The organism is Pseudomonas psychrophila, assembly GCF_001043005.1.
Classification (GTDB): Bacteria; Pseudomonadota; Gammaproteobacteria; order Pseudomonadales; family Pseudomonadaceae; genus Aquipseudomonas; species Aquipseudomonas psychrophila.
On record NZ_JYKZ01000010.1, the window covers coordinates 92,328 to 116,979 of the forward strand.

The window sequence follows — 24,652 nt, forward strand, 5'->3', positions numbered from 1 at the left end:
GGGAGCGAGCCTGCTCGCGAAAGCTTTCGCGAACAGGCTCGCTCCCACATTAGATATGTTTTCTTGACTTATTTATTGATCGTGGTCACAGCATGACCCTATGTATCACTATCGTCGTTAAGCTAGACTGGGTCCTACATTAATCGCCGTATACAGATTACGAGGTTTGCCATGGCTGACTACAAAGCGCCCCTGCGCGATATGCGCTTCGTCCTCAATGAAGTTTTCGAGGTCGCTACACTTTGGGCGCAATTGCCTGCGTTGGCAGAAACCGTAGATGCTGAAACGGTAGAAGCCATTCTTGAAGAGGCGGGCAAGGTTACCGCTAAAAGTATCGCGCCCCTGAGCCGCAGCGGTGATGAGGAGGGTTGCCACTGGGACAATGGTGCAGTAACCACCCCGGCCGGTTTCGTCGATGCCTATCGTACTTACGCTGAAGGCGGCTGGGTCGGCGTCGGCGGTGATCCACAGTTCGGCGGCATGGGCATGCCCAAGGCCGTGTCGGCCCAAGTGGAAGAAATGATCAACTCCTCCGGGCTGTCCTTCGGTTTGTATCCGATGTTGACCGCCGGGGCCTGCGTATCAATCAACGCCCACGCCAGCGAAGAGCTGAAAGCCACTTATCTGCCGAACATGTACTCGGGCGTGTGGGCCGGTTCCATGTGCTTGACCGAGCCCCATGCCGGGACGGATCTGGGGATCATTCGTACCCGGGCTGAGCCGCAAGTGGATGGTGCTTACAAAGTCAGCGGCACCAAAATCTTCATCACCGGTGGCGAGCACGACCTGACCGAGAACATCATCCATCTGGTGCTGGCCAAATTGCCGGATGCACCTGCCGGGCCTAAAGGAATTTCGCTGTTCCTGGTGCCAAAATTCATGGTCAATGCCGATGGAAGCCTGGGTGATCGCAACCCGGTGACGTGTGGCTCGATTGAACACAAAATGGGCATTCAGGCGTCAGCCACCTGCGTGATGAACTTTGATGAGGCAGTGGGTTACCTGGTGGGAGAGCCTAACCGTGGCCTGGCTGCGATGTTCACCATGATGAATTACGAACGTTTGGGAGTAGGCATTCAGGGCCTTGCTTGCGGCGAGCGCTCGTATCAGAACGCCGTGGAATATGCCCGTGACCGCCTGCAAGGGCGTGCTGCAACCGGCGCACAAGCCAAGGACAAAGTGGCGGACCCGATCATCGTGCACGCAGACGTGCGTCGCATGCTGTTGACCATGAAGGCTTCTAACGAAGGCGGTCGGGCCTTTTCGACCTATGTTGCCAACCAGCTGGATATCGCCAAGTTCAGTGAAGATGCCACGGCCCGTGAGCGCGCCGACGGCCTGGTTGCCTTGCTGACGCCCGTGGCCAAGGCCTTCCTCACGGATCTGGGGCTTGAAACCACGGTGCACGGCCAGCAAGTGTTCGGCGGCCATGGCTACATTCGTGAGTGGGGCCAGGAGCAACTGGTTCGCGATGTGCGCATTACCCAGATCTACGAAGGCACCAACGGCATCCAGGCGCTGGATCTGGTGGGGCGCAAGATCGTGGGTAATCAGGGTGTTTACTACCGCCAGTACGCCGACGAAATCCGTCAGTTTATAGCCTCGGCTAACAGCGAACTGAACGAGTTCACCCAGCCATTGGCTGCGGCTTTGGACACACTTGATCAGTTGACAGCCTGGGTGCTGGACCGCTCGCAAAACAATCCGAACGAGATCGGAGCCGCGGCCGTCGAGTACCTGCATGTTTTTGGTTACACAACGTATGCGTACATGTGGGCACTAATGGCCAAGGCCGCGCTGGGCAAAGAGGCCGATGAAGCCTTCTATGTCAGCAAACTGGGGACTGCACGTTTCTACTTCGCACGTTTGCTGCCACGGATCGATTCTTTGAGTGCCTCGGTGAAGGCGGGCAGCGATTCGCTGTATCTGCTGGACGAGGCACATTTTTAAAAGGTTTAGTGAGTTGTAAGCATTTGCTTACATTACATGCTGACAATCTCCCATATCCCCGGATTGGATCCAGAGGTAATCTACTTTCAATGGACGTCGAGCAGGAAGCTCAAAGCAACAACAGGGACACGTAGGATTCTGCCAGGATGGCGGAGTGAAAAGGATGTCAGGGAAACAGTCTGCAAAACCCCGCCTCGGCGGGGTTTTCTTTTTTGTGCGTCAGAACTTTTACTTTGACGTTAGATCCCTCCGTAGCAGCCTCGCTCCGCGAGTCAGCTGCTACGCGGCTACAACGTTTGTTCATTGCTCTGCATCACATCCTCAAGCAGCGTGCGCAACAACCCCAATGTGGCTTGCTGACGCTGTACATCGCGGCACACCAGCCCGACCTTCAATGGCACTCTGGGCTCACTCAGCGGTTTCCACAGCAACGTCTTGTCATCATGTTGATGACGCGAGCGCCCCGGCAATACAGTGGCCAGTTTGCTGTGGGGCAGGCTGTCGAGTATCCCGGCCATGGTATTCAGTTCGGCCTGAACCTGCGGTCGGCGGCCCAGGTTGGCGAGTTGGGTTTGCCAGATCTGACGCACCTGAAACTCTTCCCCGAGCAGCAGCATCGGCAACTCAGCGGCCTGGCTCAGTGACACCTTCTTGAATTCACGCAGCGGATGATCAGCCGGGATGACCAGTTGCAGCTCGTCTTCGTACAGCATCATGCCGTGCAGTCCTGGCTGGCGGGGCGGCAGGTAGCTGATACCAATATCGAGTGAGCCATTGAGCAGGCGCCTTTCGATCTCGATACCAGTCAGTTCGTAAATCTGCACCACCAAATGGGGTTGGGCCTGGCGCACACGTTCCAGCATTTGCGGGACGAGGCTGGTGTGCACGGTTTGCAACACGCCGATGGCGATAGTACGCAGGGCCTGGCCCTGAAAATGGTGCAAGGCCTCCTTGGCCCGTTGCAAACCATCGAGCAGTGGCAATGCGTGGTTGTACAGCGTGTGCGCTGCAAGCGTGGGCAAAAGGCGTTTGCTGCTGCGCTCAAAAAGACTCACATCGAGGTTGTGTTCGAGCTGGCGAATCTGCTGCGACAGGGCGGGTTGCGAGATAGACAGACGCTCCGCAGCACGGCCCACATGGCCTTCTTCGTAGACCGCGACGAAATAACGCAGTTGCTTGAAATCCATAAGTAATACTTATCGAAAATACTTAAAAAACGAAATGGCTCAACGGCCCTGAGGCGCCTAGTCTACGCGCATTCCACAAGGCTCATCGAGCCAGAGATGCTGATGCGCAGCGGCGTTATACATAGGCAGGGCAATAAACCCATCGAGAGGTTTACCTTCTATATAAATAGCCGCAAGTTGCAAATCAAATCTGTTTATGGTCACAAGGTCCGCGTGCATGAACCTGTTTAACCTGCGTCGCCATTCCCCCAGCCTTGAAGAGATGGCTGCGCATTCTGCGCCCTCGATGTCGGGCAGCCACCCTTCCCGTGAGTACCTGATGCCCTGCGTTGAGCGCGAAGCCCACGTGTTTGTGCGCGGGCAAGGTTCGTGGATGTGGGACAGCGACAGCCGTGCGTACCTGGATTTTACCCAGGGCAGCGCAGCCAATAGTCTGGGCCACAGCCCGGCGGTGCTGGTCAAGGCGATGGCCGACCAAGCGCAATCGTTGATGAACCCTGGGGCGGGGTTTTTAAACCGGGGGATGCTGGATTTGGCTCAACGCTTGTGCGAAAGCACCGGCAGCGATCAGGTTCATTTTCTCAACACCGGGGCCGAGGCCAACGAGGGCGCGATCAAGCTGGCGCGTAAATGGGGGCAACTGCATCGCGGTGGCGCGCATAGGATCATCACGGCCAGTCGCAGTTGCCACGGTCGCAGTTTTGGCGCGATGTCGGCCTCAGGCAGCGCGACGGTGGATAACCGGTTTGAGCCGCAACTGCCGGGCTTTATTAATGTGCCGTTTAATGACTTGCCCGCGCTGCATGCGGCAGTCGACGCACAGACCGTGGCCATCATGCTGGAGCCGGTGCAAAGCGAAGCCGGGGTGATCCCGGCGACCGAGCATTACCTCAAGGGTGTTGAGCGGTTGTGCCGCGAATTGGGAATTCTGTTGATCCTGGATGAAGTCCAGACCGGCATGGGGCGTTGCGGCACCTTGCTGGCGGAGCAGCATTACGGCCTTCGCGCCGACATCATCACTCTGGGCAAGGGCCTGGGCGGCGGGGTGCCACTGGCGGCACTGCTGGCTCGCGGCAAGGCGTGCTGCCTGGCGCCTGGCGAGCTGGGTGGTACTCATCATGGTAATGCCTTGATGAGCGCGGCCGGTTTGGCAGTGCTCGACACACTGCTGGAAAAAGGCTTTTTGCAGCAAGTCCGCGACGCGGGGCAACATCTGCGCGAGGGTTTGGGCCGGTTGGCCATGAGTTATGCACAGGGTGAATTGCGCGGGCAGGGCCTGTTGTGGGGGCTGACCTTATCGGATGACTCGGCGCACGAGGTGGTCAAGGCGGCGCTGTATGAGGGGCTGCTGATCAGCGCACCGCAACCGGACTGCCTGCGCTTCACCCCGGCCTTGTGCGTGAGCAAAGGCAACATCGACGAAATGCTGCTGCGCCTGGCCCGAGCATTTGCCCGGGTGCGTACCGCGCAATTGCAGTGTCGCCGTGGGGTTGCCGTCTGATTGCAGCCGCCACACTGAATTCAAAGAACCGTCTCGCGGTATAACGCGTCGCCCTGTGCCTGATTTCTTCGGCATGGGGCGTTTTTTTTGCTTGTGGATAAGTAGTGACTGAACCTTTGGTCTGGCTCCGGAGTCGATTAGCGGTAGGGCTCGATTGAGCCCACCAATAATTGGGAGCTGTGTCCATGGACCTTATCAAAATCATCTTCGCCATCCTGCTTCCGCCGTTGGGCGTATTTATGCAAGTGGGTTTTGCAGGGGCTTTTTGGCTGAATATTCTGCTGACGTTGTGCGGTTACATCCCGGGGATCGTGCACGCGGTGTGGATTATCGCCAAGCGCTAGTGCGGCAACTGATTCGGGTGGAGCGGGCTTGCTCGCGTTCAGGCAACTCGGTCTATCAGGCAGGGTGAGTTGATGCTATCGCGAACAAGCCCGCATCCACGGGATCAGTGCGTCAATAATTGGCTGTAAAACAACCATTCCTGCTCCAGCGCGTGAGCCTGATTGCTGGCTTTGCGAAAGCCGTGGCGTTCGTCGGGGTAGTAATGGGCCTTGGCCGGGATGCCGTTGGCTTGCAGGGCCTGGAGCATGTCTCGGGTTTGCTGCGGTACGACCACAGCGTCCAGTTCACCCTGAAAGAAAATCACCGGCACGCTGATCTGGCTGGCGTGCAGTAACGGGGTGCGAGCCGCGTAGCGTTGGGCATCGCGCTCGGGATCGCCAATCAGCCAGTCCAGGTAATCACCCTCAAACTTGTGGGTGGCACGGGCCAGGGCCATCGGGTCGCTGACGCCGTACAGGCTGGCACCCGCCCTGAACACGTTGTTGAACGCCAGCGCGCACAGCGTGGTGTAACCGCCTGCACTACCTCCTCGAATAAACGCGTTGCCTGGGTCAATCAGTCCTTGTTCGGCGAGATAACTGACCACCGCGCAAGCGTCTTCGACATCCACCTCTCCCCATTTCAAGTGCAGGGCTTGCCGATAGGCACGGCCATAGCCGCTGCTGCCGCGATAGTTGAGGTCGGCCACGGCAAAGCCGCGCTGGGTCCAGTATTGAATACGCGGGTCGAGCATCGGGTAGCAGGCAGATGTCGGACCGCCGTGGATAAACACCACTAAGGGCGGTTTGATTTCACCCTGCATCGAGGGGTAGAAAAAGCCGTGTGCCTGGCCCGCGCCCGAGGGGTAGCACAGGGTTTGTGGGCGGCTGATGTGCTCGGGTGGCAGCGGCGCAACGCCACCGGCCAGCACGTCAACCTGGTGGTCGGTGCGGCGAATGCGGATCACAGCGGAGGGGTAGACGGGAGACGCGGCGATGCAATAGATAAACGCATCATCCAGTGCCAGGCTGCGAAAACGGCTGTAATCACCGGTGAAGTCGTCGATGTTGCCGTCAGCCGTGCGGATGCCCAGATGTCCAAAACCAGCCTCGGTCCAACTGGCCAGGTAGGCCTGCTCGCCCATCGGCAGCCAGGTACTGGCACCCAGTTGCCACGGCGCAGGCGCATGGTCGGCGTGGGCGCTTGGGGCTGGCACCAGGCCTTGACCCGACTCGGCCCAGGGTTGCCAGAACCCCGCGCGGTCGGTCAGGCAATGCAAGCGATTGTGTTCGTCGAAGCGCGGTTGTTGCAGCGATTCTTCAGCGAGATCACCCGCCAGACAGTGTGCGGGGTTCCAGCGACCTGCGGTTTGGCCTTCAGCCAGCATCAAGCGGGTCGAGGTCCACGGTTGATGCGGGCGACTCCATTCGACCCAGGCCAGGCGTTGTCCGTCAGGGCTCTGTGTGGGGGCCGCGTAGAAGTCGGCACCTTCGGCCAGCACCTGGCGTTCAAGGGTGCTCAGGTCGATGCTGACCAGCCGATGCTGATCGAGGTTTTCTTCAACGGCCAGCACCAGGCCCGCTGCACACTGCACGTCGCCATAACGGCAAGTGCCCTGGGTCAGGGGTTGTGGGGCCGTACCGTCCAGGGGTTGCAGGTACAGCTGTTGATCGGCTTCGTTGACGAACACCACGGCGTCATCACTCAGGCAAAACGCGCCACCGCCGTACTCGTAGACCCGGCTGCGTACGCTGAAACCATCGGGCGTCAGGCAACGGGCCTGGCCGTCGTGCCAATGCCAGATACGGCAGGCAGCATCTTGTGGTCGGTATTCGTTCCAGAACAGGCCCCGAGGGCCGACGCGCAATTCTGCGAAGTCGACCCCGGCGGCCACAGCGAGCGCGGCGCTGAACGGTTCAGCCTTTAGCGATGAGACGTGAGTTTCGTTCATTTCGGAAGGCCAATTGTTCGATGGTCTGGGTGGCGTGCTCAGCTTCTTCGCGCGCCTTGAGAATCAGGTCGTGTTGTGGCGATTTACTGCAGACAGGGTCTGCGTTGCTGGCGTCCCCGGTGAGCATAAAGGCCTGGCAACGGCAGCCACCGAAGTCCTTTTCTTTCTCGTCGCACGAGCGGCAAGGTTCGGGCATCCAGTCATAACCGCGAAAACGGTTGAAGCCAAACGAGTCGTACCAGATGTGCTGCATGGTGTGGTCGCGCACATTGGGGAACTCGACCGGCATTTGCCGTGCACCATGACATGGCAGGGCCGTGCCGTCAGGCGTTACGGTCAGAAAGATGCTGCCCCAGCCGTTCATGCAGGCTTTTGGACGTTCTTCGTAATAATCCGGGGTCACGAAAATCAGCTTGCAGGGATGGCCCTGGGCTTCAAGTTTGGCCCGGTACTCATTGGTGATGCGCTCAGCCCGGACAAGCTGCTCTTTGGTCGGCAGCAAACCGACGCGATTGAGCTGGGCCCAGCCATAAAACTGGCAGGTGGCCAGTTCGACAAAGTCGGCCTCCAAAGCGATGCACAGCTCGATGATGCGATCGATTTTGTCGATATTGTGCCGATGGGTGACGAAGTTCAGCACCATCGGATAGCCATGAGCTTTTACGGCGCGGGCCATTTCGAGCTTTTGCGCGAAGGCTTTTTTAGAGCCGGCCAGCAGGTTGTTCACTTGCTCGTCACTGGCCTGGAAGCTGATCTGGATATGGTCCAGTCCGGCTTTTTTGAAGTCGCTGATCTTTTGCTCGGTCAGGCCAATGCCCGAGGTGATCAGGTTGGTGTAGAAGCCCAGTTTGCGGGCTTCGCCGATCAACTCGGCCAAGTCCTGACGCACCAGCGGTTCACCACCGGAGAAGCCCAGCTGGGCCGCGCCCATCTCCCGAGCTTCGCGAAAGACCTTGATCCACTGCTCGGTGCTCAGCTCTTTGCCTTGCTGGGCGAAATCCAGCGGGTTGGAGCAATACGGGCATTGCAGCGGGCAGCGATAGGTCAGTTCGGCCAGCAGCCACAGCGGCAAGCCCACTTCAGGCTTGGGTGGCAGCGCCATGCGGCTGTCAGGCGAGTTCGATCCAGTGCTCTGCACGAGCGACCTCCATAAATTGCTCGATGTCTGCACCGAGCTCGGGTACGCCGGGGAACTGTTTGTCCAGTTCACCAATTATGGCCGCGACATCGCGCTGGCCATCGATCAGGCCGCCAATCAGTGCGGCGCTGTCATTGAGTTTGATCATGCCTTCGGGGTACAGCAGCACATGGCCTTTTTGCGCGGGTTCGTACTGAAAGCGGTAGCCGGTGCGCCAGGTCGGGATTTTGCTGCGATCGAAGCTCATAGGGTGATTCCTTTATGCCAGACCCGCTCGGTGGTCACGCTGTGATACGGCGGGCGGTCAAGCTCGTAGGCCATGGTCATGGCATCGAGCATGCTCCAAAGAATGTCGAGTTTGAATTGCAGAATTTCCAGCATGCGCTGCTGACCTTCCCAGGTGGTGTAGTGCTGCAGTGTAATCGCCAACCCGTGCTCCACGTCGCGCCGCGCTTGGCCTAGGCGGGTGCGAAAGTACTCATAGCCGGCCGGATCGATCCACGGGTAATGCTGGGGCCAGCTGTCGAGGCGCGACTGGTGGATTTGCGGCGCGAACATCTCGGTCAGCGAGCTGCTGGCGGCTTCTTCCCAACTGGCGCGGCGGGCAAAGTTGACGTAGGCATCCACCGCGAATCGTACGCCGGGCAGAACCAGCTCCTGGGAGCGCAACTGATCCGGGTCCAGGCCGACCGCCTGACCCAAGCGCAGCCAGGCTTCGATGCCGCCGTCTTCGCCGGGGGCTCCGTCGTGGTCTAGCAGGCGTTGAATCCACTCGCGGCGCACTTCGCGATCCGGGCAGTTGGCCAGGATGGCGGCGTCCTTGAGCGGGATATTGACCTGATAGTAGAAGCGATTGGCGACCCAGCCCTGAATCTGCTCGCGGGTCGCGCGGCCTTCGTACATCGCCACTTGATAGGGGTGGTAGATGTGGTAATACGCGCCTTTGGCACGCAGCGCGGCCTCGAATTCGGCGGTGGAGAGTGGGGCTTGGGTCACTTGTGTTCTCCAGTCATGTGGGAGCGGGTTTACTCGCGATGGCATCACTGCGGTTTGTCAGTCACACCGCGTCGTTTGTATCGCGAGCAAGCCCGCTCCCACAGGGGATGGGTGAATTATTACAACTCGATGCTCATGCCATCAAAAGCCACTTCAACGCCCCGACGAACCAGTTCGGCACGTTCGGCGGAGTCTTCGTCGAGGATCGGGTTGGTGTTGTTGATGTGGATAAGTACTTTGCGTTGCGCGGGCAATTGCTCAAGCACTTCGAGCATGCCGCCGGGGCCGTTTTGAGCCAGGTGGCCCATTTCTCGGCCCGTACGGGTGCCTACGCCACGGCGCTGCATCTCGTCGTCATCCCACATCGTGCCGTCCACCAGCAAGCAGTCGCTGCCCGCCATGATCTCCAGCAACGGCGCATCGACCTTGCCCAGGCCCGGTGCGTAGAACAGTTTGCCGCCGGTGCGCAGGTCTTCGACGATCAGGCCAATGTTGTCGCCCGGGTGCGGGTCGAAACGGTGCGGTGAATACGGCGGTGCTGCACTGCGCAAAGGCAGCGGGCTGAAACGCAGGTTGGGGCAGGCAGGAATGGTGAACGAGCCTTCAAGCTCGATGCGGTTCCAGTTCAGGCCGCCGTTCCAGTGCTTGAGCATGGTGAACAGCGGGAAGCCTGTGCTCAGGTCTTCGTGGACCATGTCAGTGCACCACACCTCATGGGGGCAACCTTCGCGCAGGCTTAGCAGGCCGGTGGTGTGGTCGATCTGGCTGTCCATCAGGATGATCGCGCTGATCCCGGTATCGCGCAGGGCCCGGCCCGGTTGCATCGGGGCGAAGCTTTGCAGTTGCGCACGGATATCGGGCGAGGTGTTGCACAGCACCCAGTTCACACCGTCATCGGAAATCGCAATGGAGGACTGAGTGCGGGCGGTAGCACGCAGGGTGCCATCACGAAAACCTGCGCAGTTGACGCAGTTGCAGTTCCACTGCGGGAATCCACCGCCAGCGGCGGAGCCTAGAATCTGGACGAACATGGCGTGTTCTCTTGCGATGCTGTAAATAAAAACGCCCCGGCGAACCGAGGCGTTGGGCTGCTCTGCTGGGCTCCTTTATTCAAGAGGCCGTGCAGATCAACGGCTTGCGAAGTACATGGTGACTTCAAAGCCAATGCGCAGATCGGTGTAAGCAGGTTTAGTCCAAGCCATTAGGTGACTCCTTCAGTGAGTGGGTGAATGGGTGTCTCTTGATTAGTCCAGCTCCCGAAGGAGTGGTTCAAACGCTTAGGTGGCTATGTTACTAAATTTGGCGGTTTTTGAACGCTCAATGTCGAAGAAAGCCCGTTACGTGGTTGGTAATGATCAGCTTCTCCCTTGATAAAACGTTTCAGTCGCAGGGCTTGTGGCCACGCATACCCAACCGCTTGCCGGCGAGTTAATGTGCTCGGCCGCTTTCAGTGTAGTGCCTTGATCCAGCGCCATAAGTGCAGTGTAGAGGGCTGTCAGGTAATCCGACGGGTGGCCCGCCAGTTTGGCTTGCCATAACAATTCACTGGCCTGGAACACGCCCAGGGCCTCGGCCGAGAATTGTTGTGCCAAGGCAGCACGGGTCTGGGTGAAAGATGTTTCATCCAGCGCCAAGATCAGATCCGGCAAATGCGCGAGGAAGTTCTCGATGTGCTCAAGGATTTGAGTCGTTGAGGCGTGAGGCGATTGCACCCCGAACAGCAGACCTGTTTTACCGTTGATTTGGCGCAGACCGCTGAATACGGCATAACCCAACTGCAACTCAACCCGCAGGCGTTGATAAAACGGGGTTTGCATCACGTGGGCTAGCATGCGCCAGGCGGCTTCGTCAGCCAGAGTGGCCTCGGGGGCCGGGCAAAACAGGATCAGCGCGTGTTCGCTGGAGTCGCAGGTTTCGGTGTGCCAATGGCGTTGAACCGGCTGCACGGGCCCGTGTGCCAGATGTGCATCCGGGGTGCCGGGAACCTTGTTCAGCACAGGGGTGATCAAGGCATGCGTGGCAGCGGGCAGGCCTGTTGCCAAACCGTCCCAGCGCGCCTCGGCCCAGCAGTGCTGCAGATCGTTGAGCGCTGACTCGCTCGCCGGTTGGCATAACTCGGGCAGGCGTTTAATCAGTTGGCGAATCGGCATCAAGGCGGCGTCTTGGGACAGGTTGCCCGACGGCACGGCCGAAGGTGCGCTGAGCACACGCAGTGCGTGTTCAAGAATGGCGGGCATCGGCTCGTGGAAACCGTACATCTTCAGCAACCAGTCATTACCTGACGCAGTCAACGAAACCTCAACGCCGGCTTGTTGGGCATCGAGCTTCAACGAGCGCAGGTTGTTGTCCAGTGTCGCCAGCAAGGCGTCAGCAGGCTTGGCGGGCAGGCGCCAGCGCAGGTAAATCACCGCCTCGCCGCTATGGCTGGGCACTGCGGTGCTGAAACTCATGGCGGACACGTCGCGGCGAGTGCGCAAGCGGTCCTGGGCAAAGGTTCGCAAGCCACGGTGAGCACTGGTTTGCCCGCGAATCAGGCCGGCGCTGACCGGCTCTTTCGCCGCTTGCAGATACGGATTAGGTGCAGGCAGTTGCCAAACTTGTGGCGATGACGGCAGGGATGCGGGTTGCATCTGTTCGAGAATTGCCTTGAGCGTTGTTACACCCTGATCCGACAGGCCGGGTACGCGTTGCTCACAATCATGGCGGGCCAGTTCCAATGCGCCACTCACCGCTTGCTGACGCTGCAGCAGCAGGAGGTACTCCTCACGCAGCGTTGGCCAATCCTGCTGTGCGCTGAAAAACGCCAGCCAGTCATGGAACGTGTCTCGAATCTGCATGGCCTGCAGGGCAATATCGGTGTCGGCTTTGAACTCAATCTGCAGCAGTGCCTGGCCATTGAAGTGATAGAGCGGCGTGGCTTTCAGGGTGTCGATCAATCCCTGTTCGCGTAATTGTGCGAGGAGGCCTTCGGGCTTGTCTGCGTTGATCCAGTGGCACAGAAAATCCAGGGCCGGGTCGGACTCCGGCAGCAACTGTTCGAAGGCGAACATCAGGCTCAGATGCTGGCCGTCGATGTGTTGATAGCGGGGCTCAACGCTGGACATCAGTGCTGGCGGGCAGACCTGCTGCAGGCTGTTGCCGGGGCGCAAATCGGCGCTGCACCGTTGCGCCAGGGCGATCAATTCATGGGTTGATAGCGGACCGCTCAGGCTCAAGGTCATTTGCCCGGTCTGATAGAACGTTTGGTAAAAGTCTTTTAGGGCTTGCTGGAAACTCGCGCGTGGCACGGGCAGGCTGTAGCGGTTGCCCGCATGGAATGCCCGCAGCGGGTGAGCCGGGTTCAATGGCTGAAACAGCTTCATCTCGCGCTGCGCCGAAATCTCGCGGGCCCAGGCAATGAACTCTGCGTGCAGTACTTCGCGTTCGCGAAGCTGGTCATCCAGAGCCATGCGCGGATGGGCGAGCATGTCGCACAAGCGCTCAAGCCCGCCGTCAAAGGCGCCCGGTGGCAGCTCGAAAAAGAAGTCGGTATGTCGCTCGCAGGTTCTGGCATTGACCTGGCCGCCGTGGCGCTGCACGTAAGCCATCAGGTTGTCTGTCGCCGGGAAGCGCTCGGTGCCCAGAAACAGCAAGTGTTCCAGGAAATGCGCGAGGCCGGGCCAGGCTGCGGGCACATCGTGGCTGCCTGCGGCAACCCGTAAAACGGCCGCGCAGCGCTTGAGACGCGGCTCATGGCGCACGCAGAGGGTCAGACCGTTTTCAAGTGTCAGACGTTGGGTGTGAGGGTGATTCAGCGCAGGCATGGGCACTTCCGGAACAGAGATGTGCTCATGCTAGCGGATTTAGCCCTTGCTCAGCTCGCGATAAAGTTCCGGGCGACGGTCCGCCAGGTAGACATTGCCGGTTTTGGCATCAGCCAGTTGCTGGCGATGCAAGGTCGCGACAAGCAGGGTTGGCTCATGCTCGGCCAGCGCAATTTGCTTGCCGTTGGGTGCGGCGACACTGCTTTGGCCGCAGTAGCGGATGTCGCCTTCATGCCCGCAATAGTTGGCGTAGGCCACATAGCACTGATTCTCGAAGGCACGGCAGCGCACCGTGACATCGGCGATAAAGTCGTAGGGCGCCATATTGGCGGTGGGCACCACAATCAACTCGGCACCGGCCAGCGCCAGGCGGCGGGTGTTCTCGGGGAACTCCAGGTCGTAGCAAATCAGCAGGCCAAGCTTCCAGCCATTGAGTTCAATGACCGGGAATGAGTCCGGGCCTTTGCTGAACATCGAGTGATCGAGTTCGCCGAATAGGTGGGTTTTACGGTAGTTGCACAGGCTTTTGCCGTGAGCGTCGATCAACTGCACGCTGTTGTAGATTTGCCCGTCTGCTCCGCGCTCCGGGTAGCCGTATGCAATGGCCGTGTCAGTGGCTTTTGCCAGTTCGCCAATCTGCTGGGCGGCGTCGCCGTCGTGGGTTTGCGCCAGTCTGGCCACGGCCTGGGCACCGATGTTGTAGCCCGTGAGGAACATTTCGGGCAGGACCAGCAGGTCGATGTCTTTGGCTTGATGCGCAATGTCATTTAAGCGCTGCAAATTGCCCGCAACATCCAGGGGCAGAGGCGTGCATTGGTAAAGGGCGACGCGCATGGGGTTCTCCTGGTCATTAACTCTGTAGAGACTCTGTTGCCGATTGGGGTACCCCTTGTGGGAGCGAGCCTGCTCGCGAAGGCCGTTCGCGAGCAGGCTCGCTCCCACCGTGAAGTTCCTTTGCCGCTGGCGCAAGTGGTGTTAATCAATCCGGCAATGCAATCGGGCCGATTTCGTGGAACACATCGCCCGGCCCGGGGTTGGCCGCGTGGGTGCTGCCGCCAAAGTGGGTCATGATGCCCCACACCGCGTTCAATGAAGTCTGTACCGCACCTTCCACCCAGGCCGGGGTCCACGACACGTCGTCGCCGGCAATAAAGATTCCCCGTTGCTCGCTGGGCATGTCCTGCTGCATGAAGTGCGCGTACATCCGCTGGTTGTAACGGTAATGCCCCGGCAGTGCGCCCTTGAAGGCACCCAGAAAGTGCGGGTCGGCTTCCCACGACACCGTGATCGGATCGCCGATGATGCGGCTGGCGATGTCCACTTTGGGGTAAATCTTTTTCAACGAATCGAGGGCCAGCTTCACGCGCTTTTCCACCGGGTGCGGAAGCATTTTCAGCGCATCGCTCATCCATGAATACGACAGGCAAATCACCCCCGGCTTGTCGTCACCGTTGTCGAACAGGTAAGTGCCGCGGGTCAGGCGATCGGTGAGGGTCATGCTCATCAGGTCGCGGCCGGTTTCGGGGTCTTTGTCTTTCCAGAACGGGCGGTCGACCATGACGAAGGTTTTGGAGGATTGCATGTAGCGCGTACGGTCCAGCGCCATCCACACTTTTTGTGAGAACAGCGACTCTTCGCATTCGATCTGGGTGGTCAGCAGCCAGCTCTGACAGGTCACCAGTACGGCTTCATAGGGGCGGGTGACCCCAAGTATGTCAGTGACGGAAAACATCCCGTCCTCTGAACGAGAGATGGCCTTGACCCCGGTACGTGGTGCGCCATGGTGTAGCGAACTCAGGCTGGTGCCAGTCGGCCAATGGGCGCAGCGCTCGGGTGCGTGACGCCAGATCCCCAGGGGTACTTGCTCAACACCGCCAACCACCAGATGTTGGTGGTCGTCGCAGTTGGTCATCACCACGCGAAAAATCTCGAGCATCGAGTTGGGGAAGTCCGAGTCCCAGCCACCGGTGCCGAACCCCACCTGGCCAAACACTTCGCGGTGCTGGAACGACAGCTTGGCGAAGGCCTTGGAGGTGGCTACAAAGTCATAGAAGGTGCGGTCGTCCCATAACGGAACCAACGTGTCCCACAGTTCTTTAAGGCGCGGTACGTCACGGTCACGGATGGCTTGCTGTATATCGCCAAAGCGCGAGCCTTCTTCCAGCGCGTCTGCCCAGGCGTCAGCTACTTCTTGAAACAGTGCAGGCAGGTCCGCCAGTTTTTGTGCGTAGAAGGTCTGGCCTTCAAGGTCAATCACGGTGCTGCCCGAGGCGGGTGTCAGCGGGTTGGGGAAGGGTTTGGTCTCCAGCCCCAGCTTGTCGACGTAGTGGTAAAAAGCGGTCGAGGAGACCGGGAAGCGCATGCCGCCCAGTTCGGCGATGACACCTTCGCTGCCTTCAAAGGCTTGCGAGCGCAGGCGTCCGCCCATCTTCGAGGCTTCATACACCACGGGTTTGAGGCCCAGTTTCATCAGCTCATAAGCCGCCACCATCCCGGCCATACCTGCGCCGACAATCGCCACCTCAGTTCCAAGCTTGTGTGCCGGGATGGTGCCCAGGCCCGCCGGGTGTTCGATCCAGTCATCGAAGGCAAACGGAAAATCCGGGCCGAAGATGGTGATGGGTTTTTTGCCGTCGTTAGGGTGGCGATTATTCTTGTTCATGGCTGACCTGGCTGGCGACTCACGCTTAACGTTGAGTATAGGAAAAGACAGGCACCATGATAGGGAGCGTGGAACACGGTAATAAGACGCAAACTGTCGTCGTTATGGCTTTTGTTTAGTCAATATGACGAAGTCAGTGGTCTAAATGACTTATCCTCGATCAACTTTGCTGCTGAGGATGATTGAGGTGGTGGTCTTCTCGACGCCCTCGACGCTGCCGATCTGATCAAGCAGTTGATCCAGTTGCTCGGGGGAGTCGCTGCGCAGCCAGGCCACGTAATCGAACTCGCCACTGACCGCGCACAGTTGCTGCACCTGGGCCATTGCGCTCAAGCGCCGCACCACCTCTTTGCCGGAGCGTGGCTGCACGGTAATCCCGACGTATGCCTGCAAACCGCCATCAATCAAGCGCTGCCCCAGGCGAACCCCATAACCGGTAATCACCGAGGTTTTCTCCAGTCGTGCCAGCCGTGAGGTCACGGTGGTACGCGCAATTCCCAACTGGCGAGCCAGCATCGCAACGCTTTCACGGGCATTGAGTTGCAAGGCCGCAATCAATTGGCGGTCGATTTCATCCAGCGCGGGAGGGCGGGTATCAGGCACGTGAAGCTCCAGTGGCAGGGGACTGATGGGCGGTCATGGTACAGGGCTGCGGAACCACTTTGCTGGCCCGCGAATTTTAGACGGAGCGCGGTGATGGTTGTCACACTTTGTCCAATCTGCAGGGATGTAGATGATTACGATTCTCTTTTAAGTTGAATCATAAGGACGCTTCATGCATTCGTCTCTTCGCTTTCACCCATTGCCCCTGTGGCTTCGTTTGGCCTTGGCTGCTGGCGCGTCCAGCACGCTGGGGACTGCTGCCCAGGCGGCAGATCCGCAAGCACTGACCCTTGATGAAATGGTCGTTACGGCTTCCGGTTACGAGCAAAGTATCGAGGATGCGCCCGCCTCGATCACGGTGATTGATGGGGAGACGCTTCGCCGCAAGTCTTATCGCGACCTCGGCGACGCCGTGCGTGATGTGGAAGGTGTCGTGGTCAACGGCGGGGCCAATGAAACGGACATCTCCATTAGAGGCATGCCGGCCGATTACACCCTGATCCTGGTCGATGGCAAACGCCAGAGCGCCCGAGAGTCGCGGGTCAACGGCAACAGTGGTTATGAGCAGAGTTTTGTGCCGCCGGCTGCGGCCATCGAGCGCATCGAAGTGGTTCGAGGGCCGATGTCATCGCTGTATGGCTCGGATGCCATTGGCGGGGTGATTAACGTGATCACCCGCAAAGTGTCGCCGCAGTGGGGCGGCTCTGTGGGCTACGACTACTCGGCGCGTCAGCACAGCGACCAGGGGAATGCCCGCCAGACTCAGTTCTACCTCAGCGGTCCGCTGAAAGAAGACTTTCTGGGTTTGCAGGTATGGGGCCGCTATCTGGATCGCCAGGCAGATGACGACATTGAGCAAACCAACGGTTTCAGCAATGCCGACCATCGTGACCTGACCGCGCGGCTGGCATTCACTCCGACGGTCGACCACGACATCCTGCTGGAGGCTGGAGCCACGCGCCTCAAGAACGGCGACGGCGTGAGCGCCAATTGGGCCACCCGCGAGCAAGAAAACAATCGCGATCACTGGTCGCTGTCGCACCAGGGCCGCTGGGGCTGGGCGACGTCGGACATGGCGCTGTTCCAGGAAACGTCCAGCCGTGAAGGCAAGGCAACACCTGCGCAAACGGATATCTACGGACGCAAGCCGGAGATCAAGAGCACCGTGTTCGACGCCAAGCTGGTGGTGCCCACCGCGCACAACGTCAGCTCCGTCGGCGTGCAGTGGAATGAAAGCCAGCTGACCGACTGGAACCAGGGCCTGGGTGATCGCGTCGACTACGAGTTCTCAGTGGTACAGAAGGCCGTGTTTGCCGAAAACGAATGGGCGATGACTGATACCTTTGCACTGACCACCGGATTGCGCCTGGACCATCACGAAGAGTACGGCACCCACGCCAACCCGCGAATCTACGGGGTGTGGCGCGCCACCGATAACTGGACCCTCAAGGGCGGTATTGCCCGTGGTTTCAAGGCGCCGGAGCTGCGGGCAGTGGTCAAAGACTACGCCTACCTGCGCCGCAACCGTTTCGTGATGTTCGGCAACCCGGACCTCAAGCCTGAGTCGAGCACCAACTACGAAATGTCCGCGCTGTGGTCCAACCGGGACAACGTGTCGGCAGGTGCGACGGTGTTCTACAACGACTTCAAGGACAAACTCTCAACCGTCACCACCGATGAGCGATGGAATGGCTACATCATCATGGATCGCGTCAACGTCGATAAGGCCGTGATCCAGGGCGTTGAGTTGACCGGGCAATGGGACGTCAACGACAGCGTTGTGCTCAAGGCCAACTACACCTACACCGACTCTGAGCAGAAAAGCGGCGCCAACGCTGGCGCGCCACTGGCGTTGACCCCTAAACAAAAAGCCAATGTACGCGGTGAATGGGTGGTGACTGATCGCGCCCAGGCCTGGGCGTCGGTCAGTTATTACGGAGAAGAAACCGGCAATACCCTGACTGACGAACCCGCGCCGGGTTACACCACGGCCGATATCGGCGGCTCTTACGAGCTCACCGACTCGATCACGTTGAACAGCTCCCTGAACAACCTCACGGACAAGCGTCTGGACGACGAAACCTACGGCACGGTGAACTACGGTCGCACCTTGTGGATGGGGGCTACGCTGAACTTCTGACCAGGGCCATCGGCAGCCTGACCACGGCGCACAGCCCGGCGGGCGGCCGATTCTCCAGCAGCAATTCGCCGCCATGGGCCTGCACACAAGCGCGGGCGATGGCCAGGCCCAGGCCGATACCGCCATTGTGCGAACCGTCGGCGGCGCCGAACTGTACGAAGGGTTCGAATACTTTGCTAAGCCATTCCTGCGGCAGGCCTTGGCCGTGATCGAGAATTTCCAGGCGCAGGGTGCCGTGGTCTTCCTGGTGCAGGGTCAACGTGGCATCCCCGGCATGACGCAGTGCGTTGTCGATCAGGTTGGTCAAGGCCCGCTTCAACGCCAGGGGACGGCAGGTGAGCATGATCGGCGCCGCGCCTGACCAGGTTACTGGCTGCTTCATGAGCCGGTAGCGCTTGGCCAGATCCTCCAGCATGTCATTCAGCACGATTGTCAGCGTGGGCTCCTGCACTGCATCGTCACGAACGAAGTTGAGGGTTGCGCCCACCATCGCACTCAACTCATCCAGGCTTTCGAGCATGTCCTCGCGGGCAGGGCTTTCTTCCAGCAGCTCCAACAGCAGTCGCAGTTCAGTGATGGGCGTGTTCAGGTCGTGGCTGAGCGCCGCGAGCATTCGAGTACGGCCTTCCACATGGCGGGCGATATTGGCTTGCATGGTGTTAAAGGCTGCCGTCAGGTCGCGTGCCTCTTGAGGGCCGGTCAGGGGCAGTGGCGCAATCCATTCCCCGCGGCTGACGCGTTCGGTCGCCTGGGCCAGGGTTTTGACCGGGCGCACCACGCGGCTGATACAGAACATCACGATCAACAGCACTGGCACTGTCGTCACCGGCAGACTGTACGCCAGCATGCTTCCCCATTCGTAGGCGCCTGCCGGATGCTGCAAGGCGTTGAGGTAGCGCCCGTCGGGCAACTCGATGCTGCTGCGTAGCCGCAGGGGCGCCCAACCGTCGGGGCTGAATACGTGTCCCCGGGCATGGCCGCCGGTGATCCGTTCCAGTTGCATGTCAACGCGCACATCCTGAGCCAATTGCAGTTGCTCGCGCAGGGCGTTGGCCATTCGTTGTTCTTCGGCGCGCATGGCGAAGGGTTCGACCTCGGCCTGCTGATCGATCCAGAACTGCGCGTCCGCGCTGGTGGTTGCCCCCAGCAACCGGTCGAAGACTTCGTCTTGCGCTTCCATGGCGACATGGTGCGCAGTCACCAAACGCTCCAAGCTCATGGTTCGCGACAGGGGATGAATCAACGCGCCGGTGTGTTGCACAAACAGCATGGCGATGGCATTGGAGGCGAGTAACGCGAGCAACAACAGTACGCTGAGTTGATGCAGCATCTTGCGGGGCCACAGGGCGCGCAGACGGCTCATGGCGCTTGCAACGTGACATCGGCCGCAAACAGATAGCCGCCGCCCCAGACCGTACGCAGCAACTCTGGCTCCCCGGTGCTGTGCGCCAGCTTGCGGCGCAGGCGACTGACCTGACGGTCGATGGCGCGATCACTGAGATCGCTGTCGGTCGCGGTGGTGAGGTCGATCAGGCGCTCTCGAGGTAGCAGCGTATTAGGATGGTCGAGAAACACCTGCAGCAGCTTGCTTTCGACCGTGCTGAGCACAATCAGCGTCTCTTGATCGCGAGTCAGCGTGGCGTGACTGGCGTTGTACAGCCAGCCTGCGAACAGATAACAAGGGCTCATTTTCACGGTGTTCGTCGAGCTAGCCTGCTTTGCTGCCGCGGGGCGGTGGCGACGTAACACGCTGTTGATTCGTGCTACCAGCTCCCTGGGCTCAAAGGGCTTGGTCACATAATCGTCTGCCCCAAGGTCGAGCCCACGCACCCGGTCGGCAGAGGTGTCCCGTGCGGTCAGCAGAATCACCGGAGTATCGGCGCGCCGATGCAGCCGGCTGCACAAGTCAAAGCCATCGCCATCGGGTAACGACACATCGAGAATGATCACGTCAAAAGCGTGTTGCTTGAGCAATTGCCACATGCCCGCAGCGTCCGCAGCTGTGCGCACATCGAACGTGTGCCGGCGCAGGTACGCAGCCAGCGGTTCGCGAATTTTGCGGCTGTCGTCGACGATGAGTACGCAAGGCGCCGTGTTCGAGGGAAGGGTGGTCATGGCGGGTTGAAACACCGGGATAATCAGATGGCAATGATACTACTAACGCTTCTCAGTTGTTTCTGTATGAGCGTCAATCCTTCTCAGCCTTACAGGCTCGCCCTGCAACGAGGGGAGTTGTAACCAGGTATTGAAGTGGCGATCGTCCTGTGGGTACTATTGAGAACAATTCGCACTTACATCTGGAAGACCGACCGGTGCAACCTCCTTCGACGAGCAAGTTGAGCTTTTTTTTCAGCGATCATCATCGTTGGCTGTTGCAGCATATCCAGCGGTATTTGCGTAATCACGCGGACGCGGAGGACACAGCCGCCGATACGTTTTGCCAGTTGCTGACGGCCCGGGTTGATCCGGACGGCATCGAGCAACCTCGCGCATACCTCTCGACCATTGCCCGGCGCCTGATTTTTGATCGGCATCGTCGGCGCAAGCTGGAGTTGGCCTACCTCGAACGCCTGTCTCTGTTGCCCGAAGCGCTGGCGCCGTCCCCGGAAGAACAAGCGCTGTTGATCGAAGCCCTGGTGGCCATCGATCGGGCGATTGACGGCCTGCCGATGCCGGTCAAGGCGGCGTTCCTCTACAGCCAGCTGGATGGCCTGAGCTACGTTGAGATTGCCCGCAAGCTTGAGCTGTCGGAGCGCACCGTCAGCCGTTACATGAAACAGGCTTTGCGCCAGTGCTATTTGAGCGAAGGCGCGTTATGAGCAAGCAGCGTCTTGATCCCGTCAGCGAGCAGGCGATCGACTGGATGGTGCGCCTGCGTGCCGGCGAGCCGAATGTTGCGCTGCAAGAACGCTTCAATGCCTGGCTGGCCCTCGACCCCGCCCATGCCCAGGCCTGGACTACGTTGCAGGAACGACTGGGTGCTTCTTTCGGTACCGTTCGCGCGCTTGATCGGCGGGTGCCCGGACAGGCGGGCGAAGCGCGCCAACTGTTGCTGCAACCCAAGGCTTCGCGCCGTGATGCGCTGAGGGTTATCGCGGGGCTTGGCTTGCTTGGCGGCGCTACCTGGGTCGGTGCGCGCAGCCCATGGGGAGACTCACTGCTGGCTGACCTGCACACCGGGCGCGGTCAGCGTCAGGACTTCACGCTGGCGGACGGCAGCCGCCTGAGCCTGAATGCCGAGAGCTCTGTGGACCTGCGCTTCGATAACCAACAACGTCTGGTGATCTTGCGCCACGGTGAACTGGTGATCCAGGTCGCTGCCGATCCTCTTCGTCCGTTGAGTGTGCGCACCGCAGAAGGTGAAATTCGCGCACTGGGCACTCGCTTCCTCGTGGCCCAAGAGCACGGCGCCACTCGCGTAGTGGTGTTGCAGCACTCGGTCAACGTGCGGTTGTTCGACGGCACGAGCCAAGTTCTACAGGAAGGCCAGTCAGCCATCTTGCAAGCCAGCCACATTGCCCCGATTACCGGTGATCAACATCATCGGGCCGATTGGTTAGTCGGGAGCCTCAATGTGCTGGACGACCCACTGGATCAGGTGGTCAACGCGCTACGCCCTTACAGTCGCGGTTTTGTGCGGGTGGCTCCCGAAGTCCGCAACGTGCGTGTTCAAGGGGTGTTTCCGTTGAACAATCCTGACCGGGTGTTCGCGGCACTGGCGGAAACGCTGCCGATTCGGGTTGATCGCTACAGCCCTTGGTTGACGTTAATTAGTGCGAAATAGTGGAGCCGGAGCGTTATTTTTGAAAATCGCTCTCATGTGTGTCTGGTTTTCATTTCTCGTCCCACCTATCTCCTGACACTTCCACATTTTCAGGAGAACGCTGTGTTCAACCCGTGGCCTCACCCCCTTTGCGTCGCCGTCGCCCTGGCAACGCTGGCAAGTTCTACGCTGGCTCAAGCTCAGGATCGGACCTTCAATCTGCCCTCCGGCCCGCTCGCCAGCACCCTGAATGCCATTGCCAGCCAGAGCGGACACATCGTTTCGCTGGAGCCGTCGCTGGTTAAGGGCAAACAGGCGCCAGCAGTGGTCGGCAAGATGCCCGCCGAGCAGGCGATGCAACAGGCACTGATGGGCAGCGGCTTGCAATTGCGCGTGACCGATCAAGGCAACTTCAGCGTCGAGCCGGCCATTGACAGCAATGCCGCGCTGCAACTGGGGGCTACCAACATCGTTGAACTCAGCACGGATGCCACCACTGAAGGGTCGGGCTCCTACACCTCACGGGCCGTGACCATCGGCAAGGGCACCCACACCCTCAAGGAAATACCGCAGTCGATCACTGTGGTGACCCGCAAGCAGCTGGACGATCAAGGTCTGACAGACCTCAAGGACGCGGCCAACAAGACCACCGGACTGGTCGGTGCACAGGGCGTGGGCAAAGGGATGATCCTCAGTTCGCGCGGGTTCCAGATCGACGACTGGCAATACGACGGTGTGCCGATCCCGCGCAACACCTATGCACTGGGCAACTGGGCAACCCAGGACCTGATCTTCTTCGATCGCATGGAAGTGCTGCGTGGCGCATCCGGTCTGCTGCAAGGCACCGGCAGCCCGGGTGGCGCGGTCAATCTGGTGCGCAAACGCGGGCAGATCGCCCCCACGGTGACCCTCACCGGCAAGGCGGGCTCCTGGGATCATTACGGCTTGCAACTGGACGCCGGCGGACCGCTGAACCAGACAGGCACGGTCCGTGGCCGCTTCGTGGCCGACCAGGACGACAGCCACTCGTTTGTCGATTCCGAATGGAGCAAAACCACCTCGCTATACGGTGCGCTGGACTTCGATTTGCGCGACGACACCACCCTGGGCTTGGCGGTCAGCCAGTCCAGCGGCGAGTCGCGTCCAATGGTCCGTGGTTTTCCGCGCTATGCCGACGGCAGGGCCATCGACCTGTCGCGCAGCACCTACACCGGCGCGAAGTGGAACCACTCCCAGATCGATGTCACCACCCTGTATGCGGATCTGGAACACAGATTCAACGACGACTGGGCCTTCAAGGTCGGCGCCGTGCGTCAGGCCGAGGGCAATAAAGCCAAGAACCAGCGGGTGCAATCCATCCAGCAGGGCTTGGCGGCTGATGGCAGCGGCGTGCAGTACGCCGACTTTTACTCGAACTTCGACTCCACCAAAGTCGGCCTGGACATGAACCTCACCGGCAAATTTGAAGCCTTGTCCATGCAGCAGGAAATCATGGTGGGCGGCAACTATTCGAAGTTGACCTCGGACGACAAATACGCGCGTACCTTCAATAACAGCACCGACACTATTTTCGGTATCGACCATGATCGGCCTGACATCAGCTACGAAAGCCTGATCAATGCTCCCCAAGGGCAGGGCACCCTGAGCAACTATGACATTCGCCAAAAAGGCCTCTACGGCAGTTGGCGAGTCAAGCCGGTCGACTCGCTGACCTTGGTGCTGGGTTCCCGGGTCAGTTGGTACGACTACAGCTACACGTATTGGACCCAGAAAACGTCCGGCATTACCGCCAACCCGGACAGCACCACCAACGAAACCGGGCAAGTCACCCCTTATGCCGGCATCGTCTATGACCTGAGCCGCGAGTGGGCCGTATACGCCAGCTACACCGACGTTTTCGAACCACAGACTGCCCGCACCGTAACGGGGCCTGTGCTCAAGCCGGTGATCGGTAGCAACTACGAAGTCGGGATCAAGGGTGAGTTGATGGACGGCCGGGTCAACACCTCCCTGGCGGTGTTCCGTTATGACCAGGAAAACCGTGCTGTCCTCGACCTGGCGTCGCCACAGATCTGCGACGGTTGGTACTGCTCGGTCGCCTCAGGGAAAGTGCGCAGCCAGGGGATTGAGGCTGAAATCAGCGGTGAAGTGACCGACAGCCTGCAACTGTTTGCCGGTTACACCTACAACACCACCCAGTACCTCAAAGACCCGGAAAACGAAGGCAAAATCTTCAGTTGGTGGACGCCCAAACACATGCTGCGGGTGTGGAGCAACTACCAGTTCAGCGGTGACTGGAATCGTGTGAGCACCGGCCTCGGCTTCACCGCCCAAACCCGCACGGTTGGTTACGACCACTCCGTCAACGTACCGGGCTACGCGGTATGGAATGCCCGAGTTGGCTACCAGATGACGCCGGAGATCGAACTGGCGATGAACGCCAACAACCTGTTCGACAAGACTTACTTCACTGCAGGCTATAACCAGCTCAACGGCAACAACAACTACGGTGATCCGCGTAACGTCATGTTCAGCGTTAAGTACACGCCGACGTTCTAATGCCACCCATCACGCGTGTGGACGGAGGTTCGATCTTGAAGCCGCGTGAAGCCCGGAAATCACAAACGCCAGAAA

At 59.7% G+C, this 24,652-nt stretch carries 20 protein-coding genes; 7 read left to right on the forward strand and 13 right to left on the reverse strand.

What is annotated here, in order from left to right; translation table 11 throughout:
* Nucleotides 1-171 precede the first annotated feature (171 nt).
* Nucleotides 172-1,950, forward strand: a complete 1,779-nt coding sequence (locus tag TU76_RS18990; protein ID WP_048352321.1) for an acyl-CoA dehydrogenase C-terminal domain-containing protein — start codon at nucleotides 172-174, stop codon at nucleotides 1,948-1,950.
* A 287-nt stretch (nucleotides 1,951-2,237) separates the two neighbouring features.
* Here the strand turns inward: TU76_RS18990 and TU76_RS18995 are convergent, their stop codons facing one another.
* Entirely contained in the window at nucleotides 2,238-3,137 is a 900-nt protein-coding gene (locus TU76_RS18995) for a LysR family transcriptional regulator (RefSeq protein WP_019823027.1), read from the reverse strand.
* 217 nt (nucleotides 3,138-3,354) lie between these two features.
* On the opposite strand from TU76_RS18995, the gene TU76_RS19000 reads away from it, so the two are divergent.
* Together TU76_RS19000 and TU76_RS24895 are read left to right on the forward strand one after the other, a co-directional pair.
* Nucleotides 3,355-4,638, forward strand: a complete 1,284-nt coding sequence (locus TU76_RS19000; RefSeq protein WP_048352322.1) for an aspartate aminotransferase family protein — start codon at nucleotides 3,355-3,357, stop codon at nucleotides 4,636-4,638.
* 185 nt (nucleotides 4,639-4,823) lie between these two features.
* Nucleotides 4,824-4,982 (forward strand): YqaE/Pmp3 family membrane protein, encoded by a 159-nt coding sequence (locus TU76_RS24895; protein ID WP_004419451.1) that lies wholly within the window; start codon nucleotides 4,824-4,826, stop codon nucleotides 4,980-4,982.
* A gap of 104 nt (nucleotides 4,983-5,086) precedes the next feature.
* Here TU76_RS24895 and TU76_RS19010 read toward each other — a convergent pair whose 3' ends face one another.
* The 10 genes from TU76_RS19010 to TU76_RS19050 form a co-directional block, all read right to left on the reverse strand.
* A complete protein-coding gene (locus tag TU76_RS19010) occupies nucleotides 5,087-6,913 on the reverse strand; it encodes a S9 family peptidase (RefSeq protein WP_048352323.1) in 1,827 nt (608 codons plus the stop codon).
* Nucleotides 6,879-8,015, reverse strand: a complete 1,137-nt coding sequence (pqqE, locus tag TU76_RS19015; protein ID WP_019823034.1) for a pyrroloquinoline quinone biosynthesis protein PqqE — start codon at nucleotides 8,013-8,015, stop codon at nucleotides 6,879-6,881. The genes TU76_RS19010 and pqqE overlap by 35 nt, the downstream gene beginning before the upstream one ends.
* 7 nt (nucleotides 8,016-8,022) lie before the next feature.
* Nucleotides 8,023-8,298 (reverse strand): pyrroloquinoline quinone biosynthesis peptide chaperone PqqD, encoded by a 276-nt coding sequence (pqqD, locus tag TU76_RS19020; RefSeq protein WP_019823036.1) that lies wholly within the window; start codon nucleotides 8,296-8,298, stop codon nucleotides 8,023-8,025.
* Complete coding sequence (gene pqqC / locus TU76_RS19025) at nucleotides 8,295-9,047, reverse strand: pyrroloquinoline-quinone synthase PqqC (protein WP_019823038.1); 753 nt, start codon at nucleotides 9,045-9,047, stop codon at nucleotides 8,295-8,297. Before pqqC ends, pqqD begins: the two co-directional genes overlap by 4 nt.
* 119 nt (nucleotides 9,048-9,166) lie before the next feature.
* Nucleotides 9,167-10,078, reverse strand: a complete 912-nt coding sequence (gene pqqB, locus TU76_RS19030; protein WP_019823040.1) for a pyrroloquinoline quinone biosynthesis protein PqqB — start codon at nucleotides 10,076-10,078, stop codon at nucleotides 9,167-9,169.
* 96 nt (nucleotides 10,079-10,174) lie between these two features.
* Nucleotides 10,175-10,249 (reverse strand): pyrroloquinoline quinone precursor peptide PqqA, encoded by a 75-nt coding sequence (gene pqqA, locus TU76_RS24900; protein ID WP_003444522.1) that lies wholly within the window; start codon nucleotides 10,247-10,249, stop codon nucleotides 10,175-10,177.
* A gap of 153 nt (nucleotides 10,250-10,402) precedes the next feature.
* On the reverse strand, nucleotides 10,403-12,850 hold the full coding sequence (gene pqqF / locus TU76_RS19035; RefSeq protein ID WP_048352324.1) for a pyrroloquinoline quinone biosynthesis protein PqqF: 2,448 nt from the start codon (nucleotides 12,848-12,850) through the stop codon (nucleotides 10,403-10,405).
* 39 nt (nucleotides 12,851-12,889) lie between these two features.
* The gene (locus TU76_RS19040; RefSeq protein ID WP_019823044.1) at nucleotides 12,890-13,684 is read right to left on the reverse strand and encodes a carbon-nitrogen hydrolase family protein; all 795 of its coding nucleotides are present in this window, start codon (nucleotides 13,682-13,684) and stop codon (nucleotides 12,890-12,892) included.
* Nucleotides 13,685-13,829: 145 nt separating this feature from the next.
* Complete coding sequence (locus TU76_RS19045; protein ID WP_046808582.1) at nucleotides 13,830-15,512, reverse strand: flavin monoamine oxidase family protein; 1,683 nt, start codon at nucleotides 15,510-15,512, stop codon at nucleotides 13,830-13,832.
* Between the two features lie 150 nt (nucleotides 15,513-15,662).
* Nucleotides 15,663-16,115: an Lrp/AsnC family transcriptional regulator gene (locus tag TU76_RS19050; protein WP_019823049.1), complete on the reverse strand. Its 453-nt coding sequence runs from the start codon at nucleotides 16,113-16,115 to the stop codon at nucleotides 15,663-15,665.
* Nucleotides 16,116-16,287: 172 nt separating this feature from the next.
* Between TU76_RS19050 and TU76_RS19055 the strand changes: the two genes are divergently transcribed.
* A complete protein-coding gene (locus TU76_RS19055) occupies nucleotides 16,288-18,255 on the forward strand; it encodes a TonB-dependent receptor domain-containing protein (protein WP_048352325.1) in 1,968 nt (655 codons plus the stop codon).
* Here TU76_RS19055 and TU76_RS19060 read toward each other — a convergent pair.
* Both TU76_RS19060 and TU76_RS19065 read right to left on the reverse strand, forming a co-directional pair.
* Nucleotides 18,239-19,585, reverse strand: a complete 1,347-nt coding sequence (locus TU76_RS19060) for an ATP-binding protein (protein WP_048352343.1) — start codon at nucleotides 19,583-19,585, stop codon at nucleotides 18,239-18,241. The two genes, TU76_RS19055 and TU76_RS19060, sit on opposite strands and share 17 nt — an antisense overlap.
* A gap of 29 nt (nucleotides 19,586-19,614) precedes the next feature.
* Nucleotides 19,615-20,370 (reverse strand): response regulator transcription factor, encoded by a 756-nt coding sequence (locus TU76_RS19065; RefSeq protein ID WP_048352326.1) that lies wholly within the window; start codon nucleotides 20,368-20,370, stop codon nucleotides 19,615-19,617.
* A 197-nt stretch (nucleotides 20,371-20,567) separates the two neighbouring features.
* On the opposite strand from TU76_RS19065, the gene TU76_RS19070 reads away from it, so the two are divergent.
* The 3 genes from TU76_RS19070 to TU76_RS19080 all read left to right on the forward strand — a co-directional run bounded on the left by TU76_RS19070 (nucleotide 20,568) and on the right by TU76_RS19080 (nucleotide 24,577).
* Nucleotides 20,568-21,074: a sigma-70 family RNA polymerase sigma factor gene (locus TU76_RS19070; protein ID WP_048352327.1), complete on the forward strand. Its 507-nt coding sequence runs from the start codon at nucleotides 20,568-20,570 to the stop codon at nucleotides 21,072-21,074.
* On the forward strand, nucleotides 21,071-22,039 hold the full coding sequence (locus TU76_RS19075; RefSeq protein ID WP_048352328.1) for a FecR domain-containing protein: 969 nt from the start codon (nucleotides 21,071-21,073) through the stop codon (nucleotides 22,037-22,039). The genes TU76_RS19070 and TU76_RS19075 overlap by 4 nt, the downstream gene beginning before the upstream one ends.
* A 102-nt stretch (nucleotides 22,040-22,141) precedes the next feature.
* Nucleotides 22,142-24,577 (forward strand): TonB-dependent siderophore receptor, encoded by a 2,436-nt coding sequence (locus tag TU76_RS19080; protein ID WP_048352329.1) that lies wholly within the window; start codon nucleotides 22,142-22,144, stop codon nucleotides 24,575-24,577.
* The last annotated feature ends 75 nt before the right edge of the window (nucleotides 24,578-24,652 follow it).

Bases quoted from the DNA above. Each gene is read 5' to 3' on its own strand.
- TU76_RS19040 (WP_019823044.1), bottom strand. From the start codon at position 13,684: ATGCGCGTCGCCCTTTACCAATGCACGCCTCTGCCCCTGGATGTTGCG.
- pqqB (WP_019823040.1), bottom strand. From the start codon at position 10,078: ATGTTCGTCCAGATTCTAGGCTCCGCCGCTGGCGGTGGATTCCCGCAG.
- pqqE (WP_019823034.1), bottom strand. From the start codon at position 8,015: ATGGCGCTGCCACCCAAGCCTGAAGTGGGCTTGCCGCTGTGGCTGCTG.
- TU76_RS24895 (WP_004419451.1), top strand. From the start codon at position 4,824: ATGGACCTTATCAAAATCATCTTCGCCATCCTGCTTCCGCCGTTGGGC.
- TU76_RS19060 (WP_048352343.1), bottom strand. From the start codon at position 19,585: ATGCTGCATCAACTCAGCGTACTGTTGTTGCTCGCGTTACTCGCCTCC.
- TU76_RS19000 (WP_048352322.1), top strand. From the start codon at position 3,355: ATGAACCTGTTTAACCTGCGTCGCCATTCCCCCAGCCTTGAAGAGATG.
- TU76_RS19055 (WP_048352325.1), top strand. From the start codon at position 16,288: ATGCATTCGTCTCTTCGCTTTCACCCATTGCCCCTGTGGCTTCGTTTG.
- pqqD (WP_019823036.1), bottom strand. From the start codon at position 8,298: ATGAGCTTCGATCGCAGCAAAATCCCGACCTGGCGCACCGGCTACCGC.
- TU76_RS19010 (WP_048352323.1), bottom strand. From the start codon at position 6,913: ATGAACGAAACTCACGTCTCATCGCTAAAGGCTGAACCGTTCAGCGCC.
- pqqF (WP_048352324.1), bottom strand. From the start codon at position 12,850: ATGCCTGCGCTGAATCACCCTCACACCCAACGTCTGACACTTGAAAAC.
- TU76_RS19075 (WP_048352328.1), top strand. From the start codon at position 21,071: ATGAGCAAGCAGCGTCTTGATCCCGTCAGCGAGCAGGCGATCGACTGG.
- TU76_RS18990 (WP_048352321.1), top strand. From the start codon at position 172: ATGGCTGACTACAAAGCGCCCCTGCGCGATATGCGCTTCGTCCTCAAT.
- TU76_RS19065 (WP_048352326.1), bottom strand. From the start codon at position 20,370: ATGACCACCCTTCCCTCGAACACGGCGCCTTGCGTACTCATCGTCGAC.
- TU76_RS19045 (WP_046808582.1), bottom strand. From the start codon at position 15,512: ATGAACAAGAATAATCGCCACCCTAACGACGGCAAAAAACCCATCACC.
- TU76_RS18995 (WP_019823027.1), bottom strand. From the start codon at position 3,137: ATGGATTTCAAGCAACTGCGTTATTTCGTCGCGGTCTACGAAGAAGGC.